At 72.0% G+C, this 18,985-nt stretch carries 8 protein-coding genes; 2 read left to right on the top strand and 6 right to left on the bottom strand.

Annotation, left to right across the window (positions count from 1 at the left end; all coding sequences use genetic code 11):
- Positions 1–7: 7 nt before the first annotated feature.
- Genes G443_RS06210 through G443_RS06200 form a run of 3 tightly spaced genes read right to left on the bottom strand, consistent with a single transcriptional unit; the run spans position 8 to position 9,925 of the window.
- Positions 8–7,462 (bottom strand): hybrid non-ribosomal peptide synthetase/type I polyketide synthase, encoded by a 7,455-nt coding sequence (locus G443_RS06210; RefSeq protein ID WP_026420396.1) that lies wholly within the window; start codon positions 7,460–7,462, stop codon positions 8–10.
- Positions 7,459–8,646: an FAD-dependent oxidoreductase gene (locus G443_RS06205; RefSeq protein WP_026420395.1), complete on the bottom strand. Its 1,188-nt coding sequence runs from the start codon at positions 8,644–8,646 to the stop codon at positions 7,459–7,461. Before G443_RS06205 ends, G443_RS06210 begins: the two co-directional genes overlap by 4 nt.
- A gap of 28 nt (positions 8,647–8,674) precedes the next feature.
- Positions 8,675–9,925 (bottom strand): DegT/DnrJ/EryC1/StrS aminotransferase family protein, encoded by a 1,251-nt coding sequence (locus tag G443_RS06200; RefSeq protein WP_030107170.1) that lies wholly within the window; start codon positions 9,923–9,925, stop codon positions 8,675–8,677.
- A gap of 230 nt (positions 9,926–10,155) precedes the next feature.
- Here G443_RS06200 and G443_RS06195 point away from each other — a divergent pair, with 230 nt between their 5' ends.
- The gene (locus G443_RS06195) at positions 10,156–12,108 is read left to right on the top strand and encodes an AMP-binding protein (RefSeq protein ID WP_026420393.1); all 1,953 of its coding nucleotides are present in this window, start codon (positions 10,156–10,158) and stop codon (positions 12,106–12,108) included.
- A 359-nt stretch (positions 12,109–12,467) separates the two neighbouring features.
- Here G443_RS06195 and G443_RS06190 read toward each other — a convergent pair whose 3' ends face one another.
- Entirely contained in the window at positions 12,468–13,583 is a 1,116-nt protein-coding gene (locus tag G443_RS06190; protein ID WP_245588944.1) for an FAD-dependent oxidoreductase, read from the bottom strand.
- 275 nt (positions 13,584–13,858) lie between these two features.
- Here G443_RS06190 and G443_RS06185 point away from each other — a divergent pair, with 275 nt between their 5' ends.
- Complete coding sequence (locus G443_RS06185) at positions 13,859–15,430, top strand: aspartate aminotransferase family protein (protein WP_026420392.1); 1,572 nt, start codon at positions 13,859–13,861, stop codon at positions 15,428–15,430.
- A gap of 118 nt (positions 15,431–15,548) precedes the next feature.
- Here G443_RS06185 and G443_RS06180 read toward each other — a convergent pair whose 3' ends face one another.
- Positions 15,549–16,601, bottom strand: a complete 1,053-nt coding sequence (locus G443_RS06180) for a methyltransferase (RefSeq protein ID WP_245588943.1) — start codon at positions 16,599–16,601, stop codon at positions 15,549–15,551.
- Positions 16,602–17,064: 463 nt separating this feature from the next.
- The gene (locus G443_RS06175; RefSeq protein WP_051314328.1) at positions 17,065–18,288 is read right to left on the bottom strand and encodes an acyl-CoA dehydrogenase family protein; all 1,224 of its coding nucleotides are present in this window, start codon (positions 18,286–18,288) and stop codon (positions 17,065–17,067) included.
- Between the last annotated feature and the right edge of the window lie 697 nt (positions 18,289–18,985).

Raw genomic sequence — 18,985 nt, 5'->3', positions numbered from 1 at the left:
ACCGGCCTTACTTCTCAAGGGTGGACAGCAGGGCGCTGAGCTCGTCGGGGTCGACACCGGCCAGGGGGAAGTCCGACGGCTCGTAGCTACCGGAACCCGCCTGCCGGCAGTGCTCGGTGATGGTCTCGACCGCCTCGGTGAACGCCTCGGCGAGCGCGGTGGCCTCGGCCGCGTCGGTGGTGTGCCGCCACCGCAGCACCAGCTCCCCTCCGACGACCGCGGCGCCGACCTCGGCGAGCACCTCGGGAGTGGTCGCGGTGGACACGGGTGAGGACAACCCGGCCGGGGACAGTGGCCCGGAGGTGGGACGCCAGTCACCGGACCGCACGTCCCGCAGGTGCACGCGCGGCTGGGCCGGCGCCGGCCGGACCACGTCCCGGTAGGCCCGCTTCACCCCGGTCAGGGTGTCGGCGACGGCCTCGGCCGCCACGTCCAGCGTGGTCACCTCGGTGAACCGGCCCAGCGCCTCGTCGGTCGTCGCGGTCCGCAGCGACCGTTCCACCGTCACCGCCGGTTCCCGCCCAGGCCAGGCCCGAGCGGCCACGGTCAGCGCCGCGGCGACCGCCTCACCCAGCTCCAGGTGGTAGGCGCCGAACGTGGCCTCGGCGAACGCGGTGGTCACGTCCGCGTCCAGCACGGTGCGCAGTTCCCCGGTGAAGGCCACCGTCTCCACCGAGGGGGGCGGTGCCGCGCCCTCCTGGGTGGCGACCCAGCCCAGGACGCTCTCCGGCATCCCGGTCCAGTCGATGGAACCCCGCTCGGCCAGTTGCTGGTAGGCCCGGCCGAACTCGGCCAACAGCAGCCGCCACGACGTGTCGTCCAGGGCGGCACCGGCCGCCAACCACAGCAGCCGCACGTCGTCGGCGCCGGCGCGGACCACGGCCAACTTCACCGGTTCCCGTTCCGCCAGGCCCACCTCCTCCGACATCTCCGCGACGATCTCGGCGAGCGCGTCGTCCCGGGCGTCCTCAGCCAGCCCGCTGAGGTCGATCTCGGAGAACAGGCCGTCCCCCGGGGATCCGCCGTCGTACTGCCCTGGCGTCCCGTCGTCCCGGGTCCCCGACCGCAGTCGCAGCGCGGGGTGCCGGTCGGCGATCTCCCGCAGCGCGCGTTCGGCCAACGCCGGGTCGAGGTCGGAGGCGGCCGCCTCGACCGTGATCCAGTCCACGGCCCCCTCGGCGACCAGGGCCGCCTGGTGCGGGGTGAACGGCGCGACCGTCCCGTCCGCCTCCTGCTCGGAGGTGGCGGTGACCCTGCGGGCCAGGTCGAGGAAGGTGTCGCTCTCGAAGAGGTCCTGCGGGCCGACCTGGAGTCCCTCCGCGGCGGCACGGCTGACGAACTGGATACCCATGATCGAGTCGCCGCCGAGGGAGAAGAAGTTGTCCTCGGCGCCGGCCGCCTCCACCGACAGGCTCTCCGCGGCCAGGGCGAGCAGCCGCTCCAGGGTGTCGGCGAGCCGTTCGTCGACGATCCCGTCGCCGCCGCCGGCGTGCCCGACGCGGTCCGGCGCGGGAAGCGCCGCCCGGTCGACCTTGCCGTTGGCGCTGAGCGGGAGTTCGTCGAGGACCACGATGTCGGCCGGCACCAGGTAGTTGGGGACCGTCCCCGCCAGGTGTTCCCGAACCGACTCGATGAGGTCCTCCGCGGGTTCGGCCGGCACCACGTAGGCCACCAGCCGCTGCTGCGTGCGGGAGCCCAGTGCCGCCGCCACCGCGTTGGCGACCTTCGGGTGCCGTTCGATCGCGTGTTCCACCTCGCCGAGCTCCACCCGGAACCCGCCGATCTTGACCTGGAAGTCCTCCCGGCCCAGGAACTCGATCACCCCGCCCGGCAGGTACCGGCCCAGGTCACCGGTGCGGTAGAGCCGTTCACCGGTGGTGGGGTGGGTGACGAACGACTCGGCGGTGCGCTGCTCGTCGTTCCAGTAGCAGGACGCCAGGCCCACGCCGCCGATGTGCAGGTGCCCGGCCGTCCACACCGGAGCCGGTTCCATCCGGTCGTTGAGCACGTGGAAGGACTGGTTGCGCAGCGGGTAGCCGTAGGGGATCGAGGTCCACTCCCGAGGAACCTCCTCGACGGGGAAGTGGATCGACCAGATCGCCGCCTCCGTGGCACCACCGAGGCTGACCACCCGCAGGTCCCGTGCCTGGGCCCGGGCCCGGTCCGGCAGGCTCACCGGGATCCAGTCGCCGCTGAGCATCGCCAGTCGCAGCGCGACCCCGGTGTCCTCCTCCCGCCCGTTCTCCAGGTAGGTCACCAGCATCTCGAACAGCGCTGGCACCGAGTTCCACACCGTCACGTGGTGTTCGCGGAGCAGGTCCACCCACCGCGCCGGGTCCCGCCGCGCCTCCGGTTCCGGCAGCACCAGGGCCGCCCCCGCGCCGAGGATCCCGAAGACGTCGAAGACGGACAGGTCGAAGCTCAGCGAGGACAGGCCCAACACCGCGTCGGTCTCGGTCAGCCCGAACCGTTCCTGGACGTCCACCAGCGTGTTCAACGCCGCGGTGTGGGTGACGGCCACCCCCTTCGGCGTGCCCGTCGATCCCGAGGTGTAGATGACGTAGGCGATGTCGCCCGGGTCTCCGAGGCACCGCCAGTCGGCGGCCTCGGCGGGCGGGGCGGTGGACCCGTCGGGGACCACCAGCGTCGGGACGCCCTCGGGCCACTCGGTGCCGCCCGCGCCGTCCACCAGCAGGCACTGGACGCCCGCGTGTTCGACGAGCCAGCGCCGCCGCGACTCCGGGAGCTCCGGGTCGACCGGCACGTAGGTGCACCCGGCGGCGGAGGCACCGACCGCGGCGACGACCTGCCGCCACCCCTTGCTCAGGCCGACGCCCACCACGCTGCCCCTGCCGTGGCCCGCCTCGACGAGCCGTCCGGCGAGGTCCCCGGCGCGGGCGGCGAGCTCGGCGTGGGTGAGCACCCGGTCGCCGGCCACCACCGCGGGCCGCCCGGCGGTCACCGGGTCGCGGCCGGCGGCCAACACCCGGTCGGCGAGCAGCCCCTCGGGCACGGGACCGGAGGTGTCGTTGGCCTGGACCCTGGCCCGCAGCTGCTCCTCGGGCAGCGCGACCAGCGGCGGCCGGTCCCACCCCTCCCGGGTCGCGAGGCTCACCAGCAGTTCCTGGTAGGCCTCGAACATCTCGGCCATCATCCCGTCGGGGAACAGCTCGTCGACGGCGTGCCAGGCCAGCTCCAGGCGACCACCCAACTCCAACACGAAGTGGTCGATGGTGACCTGCGGGGTCTGGGAGATGAACCCGGCCTGCTCGCCCAGCCAGTCCAACGGGGAGGGCACCGACGCCGGGTCGGTCTCGGTGGACAGCGCGCTGGTGAACACGATCGGCATCAGCCCACCGGTGGTGTCCCGCCGCAGCCGGTTCAGCTCCCGCAGGATGCGCACCCCGCTGACGTAGCGGTGTTCGAAGTCCTCCCAGCTGCGCCGCTGCACCTGCGTCACCAGTTCGGCGAAGGTGTCCAGCTCGCGGACGTCCACCTCCAGCAGCTCGAAGGAGGCGAACTCCCCGACCGTGGTGTCGACGTCCGGGTGGAACGGCAGCCGGTTGACCGCGGTGAAGTTCAACGTGAAGTGCTGGCTCTTGCTCCACCGGCCCACCGCGGCCGCGTAGGCGGCCAACAGCACGCTGGAGGGGGTGACGCCGTGCTCACCGGCGCGTTCCTTGATGCCCGCCCACACCCGGGGGTCCAGGCTGCCGTGCCGGCGCACGAACTCCGGCGTGACCAGCTCGCCGGGCGCGACCACGGTGGGCAGCTCCGGCGCGGGCGGCAACTGCGCCACCCGTTCCCGCCAGTACTCCAGAGACCGCTCGTACAGCGGCGAGTCGTGCAGGGCCTCCTCCGCCAGCACGTAGTCCCGGAAGGACAGCTCCGGGGGCTCCGAGGACAGCTCCGGGTTCTCGTGGAACTCCCGCCACGACGGCAGGATCTGGTAGAAGAAGCTGGCCACGTCGGCGCACAACAGGTCGAAGCTGATGTGGGTGCGCAGCCGCCCGTCACCCAGCCTCGACACCCGCACCTCCCACAACGGCCAGGTGTCGGCGGGCCGGACCTCGGTGGACATCCGGTCGGACACCTCGGCCAGCAGCGCGCGCGCCTCCTCCGGGTCCACGCCCCGCAGGTCCAGTTCCTCGAACTCGTAGTCGGGAACGTTGTCGAGGATGCGCTGCCGGCCGTCGGCCAACACGACGATGCGCAGCATCTCGTGGCGGCGAACCACCTGCTGCCAGGCCCGTTGCAACCGCGCCGCGTCGAGGGTGTCGCTGTCGAACTCCAGGTACAGGTGCGGCGCCACCCCGCCCATGTCGAAGCTGCCGAGCCGGCCGATCCACTGCGCCTGCTGCATCTCGTTCAGCGGGAACGGCTGGTGCCGGCGCTCGGGGTCGGGCACCAGCACCGGGAGCTTCAGCGCCGGCGCGTCGCTGTCCTCCTGCTCGGCCAGCAGCTCGGCGAGCCCGGCCACGCTCGGCCGGGACAGCAGCTGGCTCGGGGCCACCGAGTGGCCCAGCCGCGACCCCAGCCGGTTGAGGATCTGCGTGGCCAACAGCGAGTGCCCGCCGAGTTCGAAGAAGTTGTCGTGCACGCCGATCGGGGAGAAACCGAAGAACTCCTCCCACAGCTCCACCAGGGTCCGCTCGGCGTCGTCCCGGGGTGCCACGTAGGTGGTGAGCAGGTGCGCCGGCCGACCACCGGCGGTGGCCTCGCCCTCGGCGTCCTCACCCCCGGTGGGGGTGTCGATGACCAGCTCCCCGCTCGCGCCCCCGCCCCGCGGTTCCACCCAGTAGCGCTGCCGCTGGAACGGGTACCCGGGCAGCGCGACCCGCGCCCGCCCAGGCTCCGACCGCGTCCAGTCCACCTCGACCCCGGCGAGCCACAGCCCGGCCAGCGCCGACAGCAACACCTCCACGTCCGGCCCGTCCTGGTCGGCGCGGCGCATCCCGCTGACGACGGACACCGTCGCCGCCGAGTCGACGGCCTGCCGGGCCAGGGTGCCCAGCGTGTTGCCCGGTCCGACCTCGACGAGGACGCACTGCCCGAGGTCGGCCACCGCCTCCCGCACCGCCTGGCCGAAACGCACCGGCTCCCGCATGTGCGTGCCCCAGTAGCCGTGGTCGGTGGCGCCCTCGGCCTCCAGCCACCCACCGGTCACCGTGGACCGGATCGGCAGCTCCGGCGCCCGCAGCGACACCTCCCGCACCTGGTCGGTGAAGGTCGGCACGACCGGGTCGACCATCGCCGAGTGGAAGGCGTGCGAGGTCCGCAGCAGCCGGGTGCTGACCTCCCGGCCCTCCAGGGACTCCCGGAACTCCGCGACCGCCTCGCTGGGCCCGGACACCACGCACAGCGCCGGTCCGTTGACGGCGGCGACCGACAGCTCGGCCGGCAACAGCTCCCGCAGCTCCTCCTCGGGCAGCCCGACGGAGAGCATGTCCCCACCGGGCAGGTCCTGCATCAACCGTCCACGCGAGGCGACCAGCCGCAGCGCGTCGCCGAGGTCCATCACCCCGGCCAGGCAGGCCGCGACGAACTCGCCGAGGCTGTGCCCCACCATCGCGTCCGGCGTGACACCCCAGCTCAGCAACTGCCGGGCCAGGGCGTACTCGGTGACGAACAACGCCGGCTGGGCCAGGCCCGTCTGTTCCACGGCCGTGGCCGCCGCCTCGTCACCCTCCTCCGCCTCGTACAGCGCGGTGCGCACGTCGAGGTCCAACAACGGCAGCAGGATCTCGGCGCACTCGTCCACGGCGGCCCGGAACACCGGCTCCGCCTCGTACAGGCCACGACCCATCCCCGGGTGCTGGGTCCCCTGCCCGGGGAAGAGGAAGACCACCTTGGGCGCGGCCGGGCGGGCCACCGCGCTGGCCACCCGCGACGGGTCCGACCCGCGCAGCAGGTCCACGGCGGTGCCCACCTCGTCGGCCACCAGCGCCCGCCGGAACCGCAGGGAGCCCCGACCCAGGCGGGTCGTGGAGGCCACGTCGGCGAGCCGGGCCGCGTCGGCGGTGTCCCGCTCGGCGTCGAGGTGGTCGGCGAGGTCGGCGGTGGCCTGGTCCAGGGCCTGCGGCGACTTCGCGGACAGCAGCACGACCTGCGGGCGCCGCACCGGCTCCGGTGAGGGACGGCGCGCCGGCGCCTCCTCCAGGATGGCGTGCGCGTTGGTGCCGCCGATGCCGAAGGAACTGACCCCGATCCGACGGGGGTGCGTGCCGTTGCGCCACTCGCTCAGCTCGGTGTTCACGAAGAACGGGGTCTGCCCGAAGTCGATCCGGGGGTTGGGGCTGCGGAAGTGCGGGTCCCCGACCAGTTCCCGGTGCCGCAGCTGGAGCACCGCCTTGATCAGGCTCGCGACACCCGCCGCCGACTCCAGGTGGCCGATGTTCGCCTTCACCGACCCCAACGCGCAGAACCCGGTCTTGGTGGTGTGCTCGCCGAACGCCCGGCTCAACGCGCTGATCTCGATGGGGTCGCCCACCTGGGTTCCGGTGCCGTGCGCCTCCATCGCGGTGATCGTGTGCGCCTCCACCTGGCTGGCGGCCAGGGCACTGGCGATCAACCGCTGCTGCCCGGCCACCGACGGCGCCGTGTAGCCGACCTTGTCGTTGCCGTCGTTGTTGACCGCCGTCGCCCGGATCACGGCCAGCACGTCGTCACCGTCGGCGAGCGCGTCCTCCAACCGGCGCAGCACCACCGCGCCGACACCGTTGCCGAACACGGTGCCCCTGGCGTCGGCGTCGAAGGGACGGCAGTGCCCGTCGGGCGAGTAGATCAACCCCTCCTCGTAGAGGTAGCCGACCTTGTGCGGCACCCGGACGCAGACACCACCGGCCACCGCGGTACCGCAGTCCCCGCTCACCAGGGCCCGCACCGCCTGGTGCACCGCCACCAGCGAGCTGGAACAGGCGGTCTGCACCGACACGGCCGGCCCGTTCAGCCCGAGCAGGTACGCCGTCCGGCTGGCCAGGTAGTCCTTGTCGTTGTGGATCTGGAGCTCGAAGACCGTCGGGCTCATCACGATCCTGCTGCCACCCAGCAGGTTCGACATCAGGTACGCCGACATGCCCGCCCCACCGAACACCCCGACGTCGCTGTCGGTCCCGGGGCCACGGCCGGCGTTCTCCAACGCGTGCCACACCGTCTCCAGGAACAACCGCTGCTGGGGGTCGAGCAGCGCCGCCTCCCGCGCGTTGACGTTGAAGAACGACGCGTCGAACAGGTCCACCCCGTCCAACACCGAGGCGGCCCGGACGTACTCGGGGCGGGAGAACACCTCGCGGGGCACGCCCTCGGCCAACAGCTCCTCGTCGCTGAGCGGGGCGACCGACTCCACACCCCCGCGCAGGTTGCGCCAGAAGGCGTCGAGGTCCGGCGCTCCGGGGAACCGGCCCGCCATGCCGACGACGGCGACGCTCCCCTCGGACGACTCGACGGTGTCATGACCGGTCACTGGGACTCCTCCTGGGGGGCTGTGGGGCTGAGACGGGAGATGTCGTGCGCGGTGCGGCCGTCCAACGCGAGGTCGACGCAGATCTGGCCCAGCAGGGGCACGAACTTGAAGCCCCAGCCGGCGCTGTAGAGCACCAGGTGCTCGCCGTGGTCGACCAGGCCCTGCGCGGTGCCGAGGAAGAACTGGCGACGCGGGTCGCCGGGCAGCACCGCCAGGCAGGTGCCGGTGCGCACCGGTTCCGGGTCGAGCGCCGGCAGGTGCCGGCCGATGAACTCACCGATGCGGCTGATGTGCCGGGGGTTGGGCGTGTTGGTGGCCAGGTCGGCGTGCTCCAGCGCGTCGACCTCGAACACCGGTCCCAGCCGGACCAGTTCGCTGGGCGACCACGGGTTCCGGCCGAACCCGTAGAACAGGTTCGTGTCCTCGGGAGTGGGTTCCTGGAAGACGAACCAGAACGGGAAGTCCACGTCCTCCGAGCGGCGCCGCATCGTCACCAGCGCCATCTCGTACAGCCGGATGTCGATCGACGCGCCCAGCGGCGCGAGGAGGTCGTTGGCGTGGGCCCCGTTGGCCAACACCACCTTCGACGCCCGGTAGCGGCCCCGGTCGGTGCGCAGGCTCACCCCGTCGGCGTCCGGGACGAGTTCCAGCACCCGCTCCCCGCCACGCAGGTCGCAGCCCTCCTCCTGCGCCAGGCCGTAGAGCGCCGCGATGGTGCCCCGCACGTCGATCGTGCCGCCCTGGGGCTGGAGGAAGCCCGCGAAGTGGTCCGGCAGGTTGGTGAACCCGAACCGGCTCTCGATCTCGCGGGCCGTCAGCCAGTCGTAGCCCACGCCGAGCTTGTCCATCATGCGGGCGGTGCCCGCGATCTGACCCTCGTTGGTCTCGACCTCGACATCCCCGAACCACAGGCTGCCGATCTCGTGGATCAGCGTCCGCTCGGCGAGGTCCTCCAACCGGCGCCACTGCGGCAGCGCGGCCAGCGTCAGCTGGAACAGGTCCTCCTGGGTGTACTGGAGCCGCCAGTGCCGCTCCGCCCCGCTGGTCCCCAACCGTTCGTTGAAGAACCCGACGCGGTCCAGTACCAGGGTGCGGCTGCCCCGTGCCGCGGCCTGCCAGCCGCAGGACAGCCCCACGGGGCCACCCCCGATCACGACGACGTCGTACTCGGTCTGCTCACTCACTGCTCAGCGCCTTCCTGCCCGGTGGGCGTCAAGTCCGCGCCAACGCGCGGATGCCGTTCTCCGCCTCGGCCAACGTCCGGTCCAGCACCTCCAGCAGGTGGGAGACCTGCGCGTCGGAGAGACTCGGCTGGCAGGGCAGGTTGATCTGCCGTTCGAACCACAGGCGTTCGACGACCGGGCACTCACCCAGCTCGTGCCCCCTGGCTCGCCACTCGGGCAGCAGGTGCAGCGGGAAGTACCGCAGCCGCATCTCGACCCCCCGCTGGTCGAGGCTGTCGACCACGGCGTCGCGCGCCTGGCCGTCCTCGGTCTCCAGCAGGAACGTGTAGAGGTGGTAGGCGCTCACCACACCGGGTGGCTCCTGGACGGGGCGTGCGAACGAGTAGCGTTCCAGCACGGCGTTGATCTTCGCCGCGATCGCCCGCCTCCGGGAGATCAGCCGGTCCAGCCGGTCCAACTGGGCCAGGCCCATGGCCGCGCCCGGTTCGCACAACGTCGCGTTCGTCCCCGGGTGCCGGATCTCCACGCAGTCATGGGTGAAGGCGTTACCGGGGTGCAACATCCACGCCGAGGCCCGCTTGCGGTCGCCGATGAGCCTGGGGGCGTCGGCGTACACGCTGTCGGACTCGTTGGAGCGCATCAGGTCCAGCCGCTCCGCCCAGTCGTCCCGGTTGACCGTCACCATGCCGCCCTCGCCGAGGGTGGTGATGTTCTTGCTGGAGTGGAAGCTGAAGCACCCGATGTCGGCGAGCGTCCCGGGCCGCCGCCCGTGGTAGACGCTGCCCAGCGCGTGCGCGCAGTCCTCCAGCACCAGGAGGTCGTGCGCGCGGGCGATGCGCATGATCTCGTTCATGTCCGCGACCAGCCCGCCGTAGTGCACCAGCAGGATCGCCCGGGTCCGGTCGGTGATCAACGCCTCGACGCTCCGGGGGTCGGCGTTGAGGGTGTGCGGGTCCACGTCGCAGAACCGCACCGTCACCGGCGCGTCCAACAGGGGTTGCACCGTGGCCTTGTACGTCTGGGGGGTCGCGATCACCTCGTCCCCGGGGCGCAGGCCGAGCAGCGCGATGCCGAGTTGCACCGCCACCGTGCCGCTGGTGACCGACACCGCGTGCCGACTGCCCACCAGATCGGCGAACCGCCGCTCGAAGGCCTCGCGATAACCACCCGCGGACAGAGTCTGGTCTGACCGCAGCGCCTCGCTCACGGCACCGAGCTCCGTGTCGCCGAGCACCGTGCCGCGCGAAGGATAGGGAACCATGTACCGGTCTGCTGGCATACCGCCGTCACTTCTCCGTAGTTCCGGGAACCGCCGTCGCCGCGTTCCGCACACGCGGTCGGTCAATTCACCTGGGCCCGCGATTTCGATCCTCCGGGCCCGTGCCTGGTATGGCTACTGGCCGTTCGGTACTGAAGGTTCTACGACCAGAGTCGGATTTCTCCGGAGCGCCGTCGGCAATACCTTGATCAGGTGTCGGACAATTCCTGCTGCGCGGTGAGGGCGACGTCGTGGAAGAACTGCGAAGGATTCTGACCGAACTCGGTGTCGAGGAGCAGGAGATCGCGCCCGACCTGCGGTTGCGCGCCCACCTCGCGCTCGATTCCACCGAGACCGTGGAACTGGAGGCCCGGCTCGGCCGTGACTACGGCATCGTGGTCGACCTGTGGGACGCACACGACTACACCCTGGGTGAGCTCAGCGCGCGCATCGAGGCCGCCGGCGCCACCCCCGCGGCCGGGGACGAGCACGCCGCCCCCGCGGTCAACGGCGGTGGGGCCCCGGCCACCGACACCGCGGCCCCCGGCGGGGACGCTTCCCGAACCGGCGAGGACGGGCTGGTGCGCATCTCACCGGCGCGGGCGGCCGAGTACCGGTCGGCCGGCTACTGGATCCCCCGCCGCGTCGACCAGATCGTGCTCGACGACGCCCCCGCCGAAGCCGACCAGGTCGCCCTCGTCGCCGGCGAACGCCGGCTGACCCGCGGCGAGCTCCGCTCGGCGGTGAGCGCGACCGCGGCACGGCTGACCGCGCTCGGGGTGCGCGCGGGCGACATGGTCGTCGTGCAACTGCCCAACGAGCCCGAACTCGTCGTGCTGGCGCTCGCGCTGTCCCGCATCGGCGCCACCCCGATCATGACGCCGATCGCCCTCCGGCACTACGAACTCGACCACGTCGTCCGCACGGCCCGCCCGGTGGCGATCGCGGTCCCCCGCCGGCACGCGCGGTTCGACCACCTCGCCATGGCCCAGCGGCTGCGGGAGGAACACGCCTGCCTGGGCACCGTGTTGCTCAGCGGAGAGCCCGACCCCTCCTGCGTCGACCTGGCCGCGCTGTGCGCCCCCGCCGAGGACGGCGCCGGGGGACCGGCGGTCCAGGACACCGCCGAGCCCGCGCCCGACCTCGACCGGGCCGCGTTGTGCCTGCTCTCCAGCGGCACCACCGGACCCCCCAAGGTCATCCCCCGGCTCCAGGAGGCCTACGGCTACCAGCTGCGCCACACCCCCGCCCTGGCCGGTGTCGGACCCGAGTCGGTGTACCTGGCCGTCATGCCAGCCACCCACGGGTTCGTCCTGGGCTGCCCGGGGGTGCTGGGCACCCTCGCCGCCGGGGGACGCGTCGTCCTGGGAGCCAGCACCGAACCGGAACAGGCCTTCGCCCTCGTCGAACGGGAACGGGTCACCCACACCACCCTCGTCCCCGCCCTGGTCGAACGGTGGGTCGACGCGGGCCGCGCCACCACCCACGACCTGTCGAGCCTGCGTGTCCTGCAGGTGGGCGGCGCCCGCCCACGCCGAGGCCAGGTGGAGGAGGTGCCCGCCGTGCTCGGGTGCCAGGTCCAGCAGTGCTACGGCATGAGTGAGGGACTGCTCTGCTACACGGCCCTCGACGACACCGACGAGGTCGTGTTCGACACCCAGGGCCGGCCGGCGTCCCCGGCCGACGAGATCCGGGTCGTCGACGACGCCGGCGACCCGGTGCCACCGGGGGAACTCGGCGCGCTGCTGACCCGGGGCCCCTACACCGTCGCCGGGTACTACGGCGACGAGGAGTCCAACGCGAGCACCTTCACCGCCGACGGCTTCTACCGGACGGGGGACCTGGTCCGGGTGCACCCCTCCGGCTCCCTGATCGTCGAGGGGCGCAACCGGGACGTCATCAACCGGGGCGGCGAGAAGATCTCGGCGGTCGAACTCGAACTGATGGCGGCCGAGCACCCCTCGATCGCGGCGGCGGCGGCCGTCGCCGGCCCCCACCCCCGCTACGGGGAGGAGGTGTGCCTCTTCGTGGTGGCCGACGGGACCCCGCCCACGCTCGTCGACGTCCGCCGGTACCTCGTCCACCGCGGCCTGGCCCGCTACAAGCTCCCGGAGCGCCTGGAGTTCGTCGACGCGCTGCCCTACCTGGGCATCGGCAAGGTGGACAAGAAGCGGTTGCGCGCCCTCGCCGCCGAGGACCGGTAGCGGCGGGGAGGGCCACCCCGCATCCGCACCCCGCCGGGTGGCCAGCGACCACCGGGTTGCCCGCCGCCGACCGAGCGGCCGCCCCGTCGACCGTCGGCCGCGGCGCGGTCGGGGTTGGCCCGGCGGTGCCGACCCCGAACCTCCGGCGGGGCGGGAGCGGCGCGGGCCCCCGGGGATGACGGACCACCGCGCCGACGGAGCGGGACACCACGGAACTCGACCGCCGTCCCCTACCGCCGGACGACGAGGGGGGAGGGGCACGGGCCACCCATCGCGCCACCCGAAACGCCGGGCCATCCCCGGCTCGCCACGCGGCGACGGCGCGATCCGGGCGACCAGCGCCCCCCACCACCGCCGGTTCACCCGCCGCGACGCGGTGGCACCCGGTGGGCGGCGATGTCGAACGCGCTCCCCGGCCACCCGTCCAGCCCAGGGGACCCCGGCCCCGGGTACATGTACGACACACCCCGCACCGACTCCTCCAGGGTCAGGTCCACCATCGGCCGCTGCGCCGCCTCCCACGAGCGCAACCCCGCCTGGACATCCCCCGACCCGTCCACCGAACGCGCCAGGGCCAGCGAGTTCGACAGCGCCGTGCCCGCGCCCTGCCCCAGCGTGGGTGGCATGGCGTGCGCCGCGTCCCCGACCAGACCCACCCGGCCCACCGACCAGGTGGTGAGCCGCAGCGCCTCGTACCGGTCGAACCGAGGCCTCGGCGGCAGCTCGGACAACAGCGACCGCAGCGGGGGGAAGGTCGCGCACCACGGCCCCGGGTCGAGCGGGCGGCGCAACGCCGGATCGGTCTCCTCCGCCCCGAGCAGCAGGTACACGACCTCGTTCCCGCACGGCACGTACAACACGCGCCGCCGGGACCGGGAGTCGCTGAAGTTGACGTACTGGCGCCACATGTCCCCACCACCCGGAACCCGGCCCCAGGGCACCAACAACCGGCACGCTCCAGCGGAGAACACCACGTGCTCGGTCGGCACGCCCAGACTGACCCGCAGCGCGGAGCGGATGCCCTCGGCGCTCACCACCAGGTCCGCCTCCCACCGGTGCCCACCGGCGGTCAGCAACGCGCCGTCGGGGTCCGCGCCCACCGCCCTGGACCTCGTCCGCACCCGCACTCCCGCCTCGCCCGCGGCCGAGAGCAGCGACGTCATGAGACGGTGGCGGGGCAGGGTCACCAGGCGCAGCCCGCCCCGCGCGGCCAGGGGGCGCACGCCGATCCGCTCGCCGGTGGCCGTCCGCTCCTCCCACAGCACGGCCTCGTGGCAGCCCGCCAGCACCCGGTCGACGACCCCGAGCTCCCGCAGGACGTGCAGGCCGTTGTCCCAGAGGAAGATCCCCGCGCCGAAGGTGCGCGGCCGATCGGCGGATTCGTGGACCTGGACCCGCCACCCGAGACGGGCGAGTTCGGTGGCGACCGTCAGTCCCGCGAAGCCGGCGCCCGCGATTTCCGCTGATTTTCGCACCGTACCACTATTCCAGGGAAAATTATGGCGGAACAATATGGCGGTGGTAGGAGTCGCGTTCTATGCCATGCGATGTAGACCCGTTGTACCCGTGGCGGAGAACGACTCTAATGAAGAGGTCGGCACGGCGGAGAATGGTCACGTGACCAGTCCCCCCACGCGTCGCACCGCCGGTTCCGGCATGGTGGGCGACGCGATGCCGAGAACCCCAGCGCCGGCCGTTCCCGGTACCGGTCGGCGGCACGGACGTTCCCCGCACAGGAAAGAGGTTGGTGATGACCCATCCATCCGGTGAGCCCGTCTACGCGGACGCCGTACTGAACGGCTGGCTGACGAGCATGGGACTCGGAGTCGAGTACGTCCGCGCCGAGGGGAACACGGTCTACTACCTCGACGACGAGGGCAGGGAGGTCCCGGTCCTCGACCACGCCTGCGGTTTCGGATCCCTCATCTTCGGGCACAACCACCCCGAGATCATCGCCCACGCCAAGGCCGCCCTGGACGCCGGCACAGTCGTCCACGCCCAGCTCTCCCGACAGCCCCGCGCCAACCAGATCAGCCGCATCCTCAACGACATCATGCGGCGCGAGACCGGCCGTGACGACCGCTACAACGCCATCTTCGCCAACAGCGGAGCCGAGGCCAACGAGATCTGCATGAAGCACGCGGAGCTCGAACGGCAGGAGCGGATCACCGCGCTGTTCGCCGAGATCGATACCGAACTCGACACCGCCAGGGAAGCCCTCACCACCGGAACGGCCACCCTGGACACCGCCTCCCTCCCCCTCGTCGGTGGCGGGGCGGGCGACGTCGACGGCGTCATCGCCGAGATCCACCGCCACAACGACGAACGCCGCGCCGAACGGCCGCTGTTCCTCACCCTGGACGGCTCCTTCCACGGCAAACTCGTCGGCAGCATCCAGCTCACCCAGAACGAACCCTGGCGGACCCCGTTCACCGCGTTGTCGTCACCGGCGCGTTTCCTGCCCGCCGACGAGCCGGAGCTCATCGGCAAGATCGTCGAGGACGAGCGTCGGAGCGTGCTCACCCTGTCCCTCGACAAGGACACCGTCCGGGTCGTCGAACGGGACTTCCCCGTCGTCGCCGCCATCTTCGTCGAACCCGTGCGCGGGGGATCCGGGATGAAGACGGTGACACCGGAACTGGCCGAGGAACTCCACCGGCTCCGCGACACCCTCGGCTGCCCGCTGGTCGTCGACGAGGTGCAGACCGGCATCGGTCGCACCGGGGCGTTCTTCGGCAGCGCGCTCCTGGGCATCCGAGGCGACTACTACACGCTGGCCAAGGCCATCGGGGGCGGGATCGTCAAGAACTCGGTGGCCCTGATCCGCCAGGACCGCTTCCTGCCGGCGATGGAGGTCATCCACAGCTCGACCTTCGCCAAGGACGGTCTCTCCGCCTCCATCGCGCTCAAGGTGCTGGAGATGGTCGAAGCCGACGGCGGGCGCGTCTACCAGCGGGTGCGGGAGCGCGGGCAGCGGTTGGAGGCCATGCTGGAGTCGGTGCGCGCCGACCACTCCGACGTGGTCAGCGCGGTCTGGGGGACCGGGCTCATGCTGGCCCTGGAACTGCGGGACCAGTCGAACGCCACCTCCCAGGCGATCCGGGAGAAGGCGGCCCACGGGTTCCTCGGCTACGTCCTCGCCGGCTTCCTGCTCCGCGAGCACCACATCCGGGTGTTGCCGGCCGGCCCGCGCAGCGGCTTCCTCCGCTTCTCGCCTTCCCTGTACATCACCGACGAGGAGATCGACCGCACGGAGACGGCGTTGCGTTCGCTGTTCACCGCCCTGCGCGACCAGGACGGGGACCGACTGGTGCTGTCGTGACCACCCCGTCCGGGGGCGGCGCCGTGCGCGGTGCCGCCCCCGGACGGCGGTGAACCCCGCCCGAGTGTCGGTGCGACCTCCCCGCGTGCTCGGTACTCGGCGGTGGGTCGCGAACCGGTCAGACCGGGCGGGCCTCCACCAGGCTGAAGTCCACGTCGGCCGGCAGGTCGATGACGCGTTCGACGGCGAAACCGGAGTCGCCGCACAACTTCTCGAAGTCCGTGCGGGTCCGTTCCCGGCCGCCGATGAGGACCATCATGTTCAGATCACTCATGTACGGGTCCTCGGCCGCCTCGATCCGGGCCGTGTCCGAGCTGACGACCTCGGGGAGAACCGGCTCGATGATCAACAACCGGCCCTCCGGCGGGATGCCGGCCCTGACGCGCCGGAGGATCTCGACGCACCGCTCGTCATCCCAGTTGTGCAGCACGCTCTTGATCATGTACAGGTCGGAGCCCGAGGGGACCGAGTCGAAGAAGTCACCGCCCACCACGCCACAGCGGTCACTCAACCCGGCGCCGTCGAGGGTGGCCTTGGCCTCGGCCACCCCCTGCGGGGTGTCGAACAGGACACCCTTCAACGTGGGGAACTCGGCGAGCACCGCGGCGAGCAGGGTGCCGTCCCCGCCACCGATGTCGGTCAGCGAGGTGAACCGGGCGAAGTCGTAGTGCTCGGGCAGCGACCCCGCCACCCCGTCGGACCTGGTGCGCTGGCTCATCGCCGCGTTGAACAACTGCGACAACTCCGGCTTGTTGGCCATGTACTGGAACACCGGCTCGTCGAAGAGGTCCTCGAACGCCGTCCGACCGGTTCGCACGCTCGTTCCCAGGTTCAGCCACGCCTCCTGCATGACCGGCTCGGTGAGCAGCAGCACCAGGTAGTGCAGCGACCGGGGCGTGTCCCGGCGCAGCAGGGAGCCGGCGTCGTTGAGCGCGAAACTCCCCGGGCTCCGCTCCTCGCAGAGCCCCAGGGCGGCCAGCGCTCGCAGCAGCCTGTTCAACCGCTCCGCCGGGATGTCGTAGGCCTTGGCCAGGTCGTCGACGTGTGCCTCCTCGTCACCGATGGCCTCGGCCAGGTTCAACCTGGCGGACACGCCCACGACCTGCGTCGCCATCGTGCCGAACAGCCACTGCATCACCTTGCGACGAGCCGCTACCTCCGCGGCGGTCATTTCCGACATGGTGTCCTCTCTCAGCGGTTGGGGGTGAGCAAAGCCGGAACGCGTCAACGGCCGGATCCGAGCCGCCGCGAACGCCGGGAACACCGGGGCGCTCCGGAGGTCGTACCGGCCGGCCGGCCCTCCGGCTCCCCGCTGACCCGCGCCGCGTTCTCGGGCCGGGCCAGGGGGAGCAGGACCGTGCGGTAGGAGGGACGGGACGAGGGCAGCCTGGGTGACCGCCGGCGGGTCGGTGCTGCCGCACCACACGCCGACCTCCCACCCGAGCGGGACGGCGGAGGGGGGACGACCGGGGGAGCGGCTTCCTGGCGCGAGGGCCACACCGGCGCACGGCACCGGCTGGACCACCACACCGCCGGGGCGAGCGTGCCCGGGCCCGGCCACCGGGGCACGGGCTCGGCCGGCGACCCGATCACCGTCCGCCCCGTACGGGGCGGGGGGAAACCCGCCTGGTCCACTAGTCGGTCGGACGCTCGGCCAGTTCGAAGCTCCACGGCAGGTTCAGCGCCCACCTCCCGAGCGCCTGCCGGGTGACGAACCGTGTCGGTGGGTGGAAGCGCACCGCGTGCACGTCCCGGATGAGGCGCGACGCCGTCCCGCTCGACGAGTAGGAGGCCACCCCCACCAGCTCGGAGGCCATCTCGACCGCGCGGATGGCGATCTCCACCGACTGGTGCTTGAGCGCCATCAGGGCCGGCGCCAGGGTACGAGGGTCCACCCTGTCCTCGTCCAGCTGGCGGGCCAGGCCCACGCAGGCCGCCTCCAACGGCAACACCTCCGCGTAGATGTCACCGAGCGCGGCCTGGAACGACGGCAACGCCGACCTCGACGCGCTCAGGTGGCTGATCGGCGACTTGGCCAGGGCGGCCCGGGCCTGGTCGATCGACGCGGACACCGCACCCAGGTACAGCGCGGTCGCCGTGGTGCAGAACCAGCCGAGCCCCGCGGCGAACACCTCGTCACCCATCGACCCCGGCTCGCTGCGGTGGATCACCATGTCCGAGGTGATCTCGCACTCGGTCAGCCGGACCGCGTCCGACTCGGACGCCCGCATCCCCAGGGTGTCCCAGGTCCGGTCGATCGACACCCCCGGGCTGTTGGTGGGCAACAGCGCCACGACCAGGCTCTCCGGCCCGCCTGCCTCGTCGACCACCTGGAGGCACAGGACGTCGCTCCGCTCGGCCAGCGAGCAGGGCACCTTCACGCCGTTGGCGATCCAGCTGTCACCCACCCTGCGGGCCGGGCAGTTGGACCGGGTGAGCGCGCCGCCCAGCCCCGGTTCGGCGAACGCCGAACCGATCACCAGGTTGTCCCGGGCCACGTCCCGGAGCAGTTGGGCCGACTCGTCCTGGTGTCGACGCCAGTGCTCCACCATGAAACCCAGCGAGAACAGGTGCATGTTCGCGCCGACCGCCAGCGCCGGATCGGCCGCGCCCACCGCCCGCTGCACGGCACAGCACTCCGCCAACGAGGCCCCACTCCCACCGAACTCGGTCGGAATCGGCAGGCCGAAATACCCGGCGGACCGCAGGATGTCCACACTGCGATCCGACAACCGTCCGTTCCTGTCGTTTTCCTCCGCCTCCTCCGACAGTTCCGCGAAAACGGACTTCGGGATCAGGTGGTCAATCTCCGGCCAGATCACGTCGGCGCCGCGCTCGTAAGTGTAAGCCTCATCCATGATTACTTATTCACTTATCATGGGAACGAATTGTCAAGACGTGCGGGAGGTGTACACCTCGTCTCTTCGGTGTAGAACCGGTGCCGCCAGCCAGCGGAGCGATCGGCAGCGCGAGGAGACCACCATCGGCTGCCCGGCCCCTCGACGGCCGGCCGTCCCCCGAGCGGGCCCGACCACTGGTCGGAACGGCCGCATCCGCTCGGTCCGAGTGGAGCCATCCCGGTCACCCCCCATCGTCATTCGTTGACCTGGGATTACCCCCGCTCCAAGCCCTGCGGGCGCCGGACGTCGCCAGCCCGGCCGTGGGCACCTCGCCCGGCACGGGTGTGCCCGGTGATCCCCCGACACGCCCCCTTGGAGGAGGGCGCGTCCCTCGACCCGACGCCGGCCCGAACATGACACGGCCCGCCGACAGTGGGGGCGGCGGCACCCGAAAAGGCGAGCCCTCCGCGTCGCATCCCGCCCACGGTGACGACCCGGGATCGAGTATTCCGCGAGAGTTCGGGTGAGATCCGCGCGAAATCCGGAATGGGTGCCCGTCGAACCCCGCCGCCGGGGCGAGGACCGCCATTTCCCGTTGGCCCACCGACTCGCCCCGGCGACGCGCTTTCCCGCACACGGGCCCGGGAGTGCCCGAGAAAGGGGATGCCGCTCACGCGTCGCCCTTCCCGAACACCAGCCGCCCCATCCCGCAGGC

Origin of the sequence: Actinoalloteichus caeruleus DSM 43889 (assembly GCF_000429185.2) — a bacterium.
GTDB lineage: Bacteria > Actinomycetota > Actinomycetes > Mycobacteriales > Pseudonocardiaceae > Actinoalloteichus_B > Actinoalloteichus_B caeruleus.
This window is presented reverse-complemented; position numbering and strand designations above follow the sequence as displayed.

Coding starts and splice junctions, on each gene's coding strand:
- G443_RS06200 (WP_030107170.1), bottom strand. CDS start 9,925: ATGCCAGCAGACCGGTACATGGTTCCCTATCCTTCGCGCGGCACGGTG.
- G443_RS06185 (WP_026420392.1), top strand. CDS start 13,859: ATGACCCATCCATCCGGTGAGCCCGTCTACGCGGACGCCGTACTGAAC.
- G443_RS06180 (WP_245588943.1), bottom strand. CDS start 16,601: ATGACCGCCGCGGAGGTAGCGGCTCGTCGCAAGGTGATGCAGTGGCTG.
- G443_RS06175 (WP_051314328.1), bottom strand. CDS start 18,288: ATGGATGAGGCTTACACTTACGAGCGCGGCGCCGACGTGATCTGGCCG.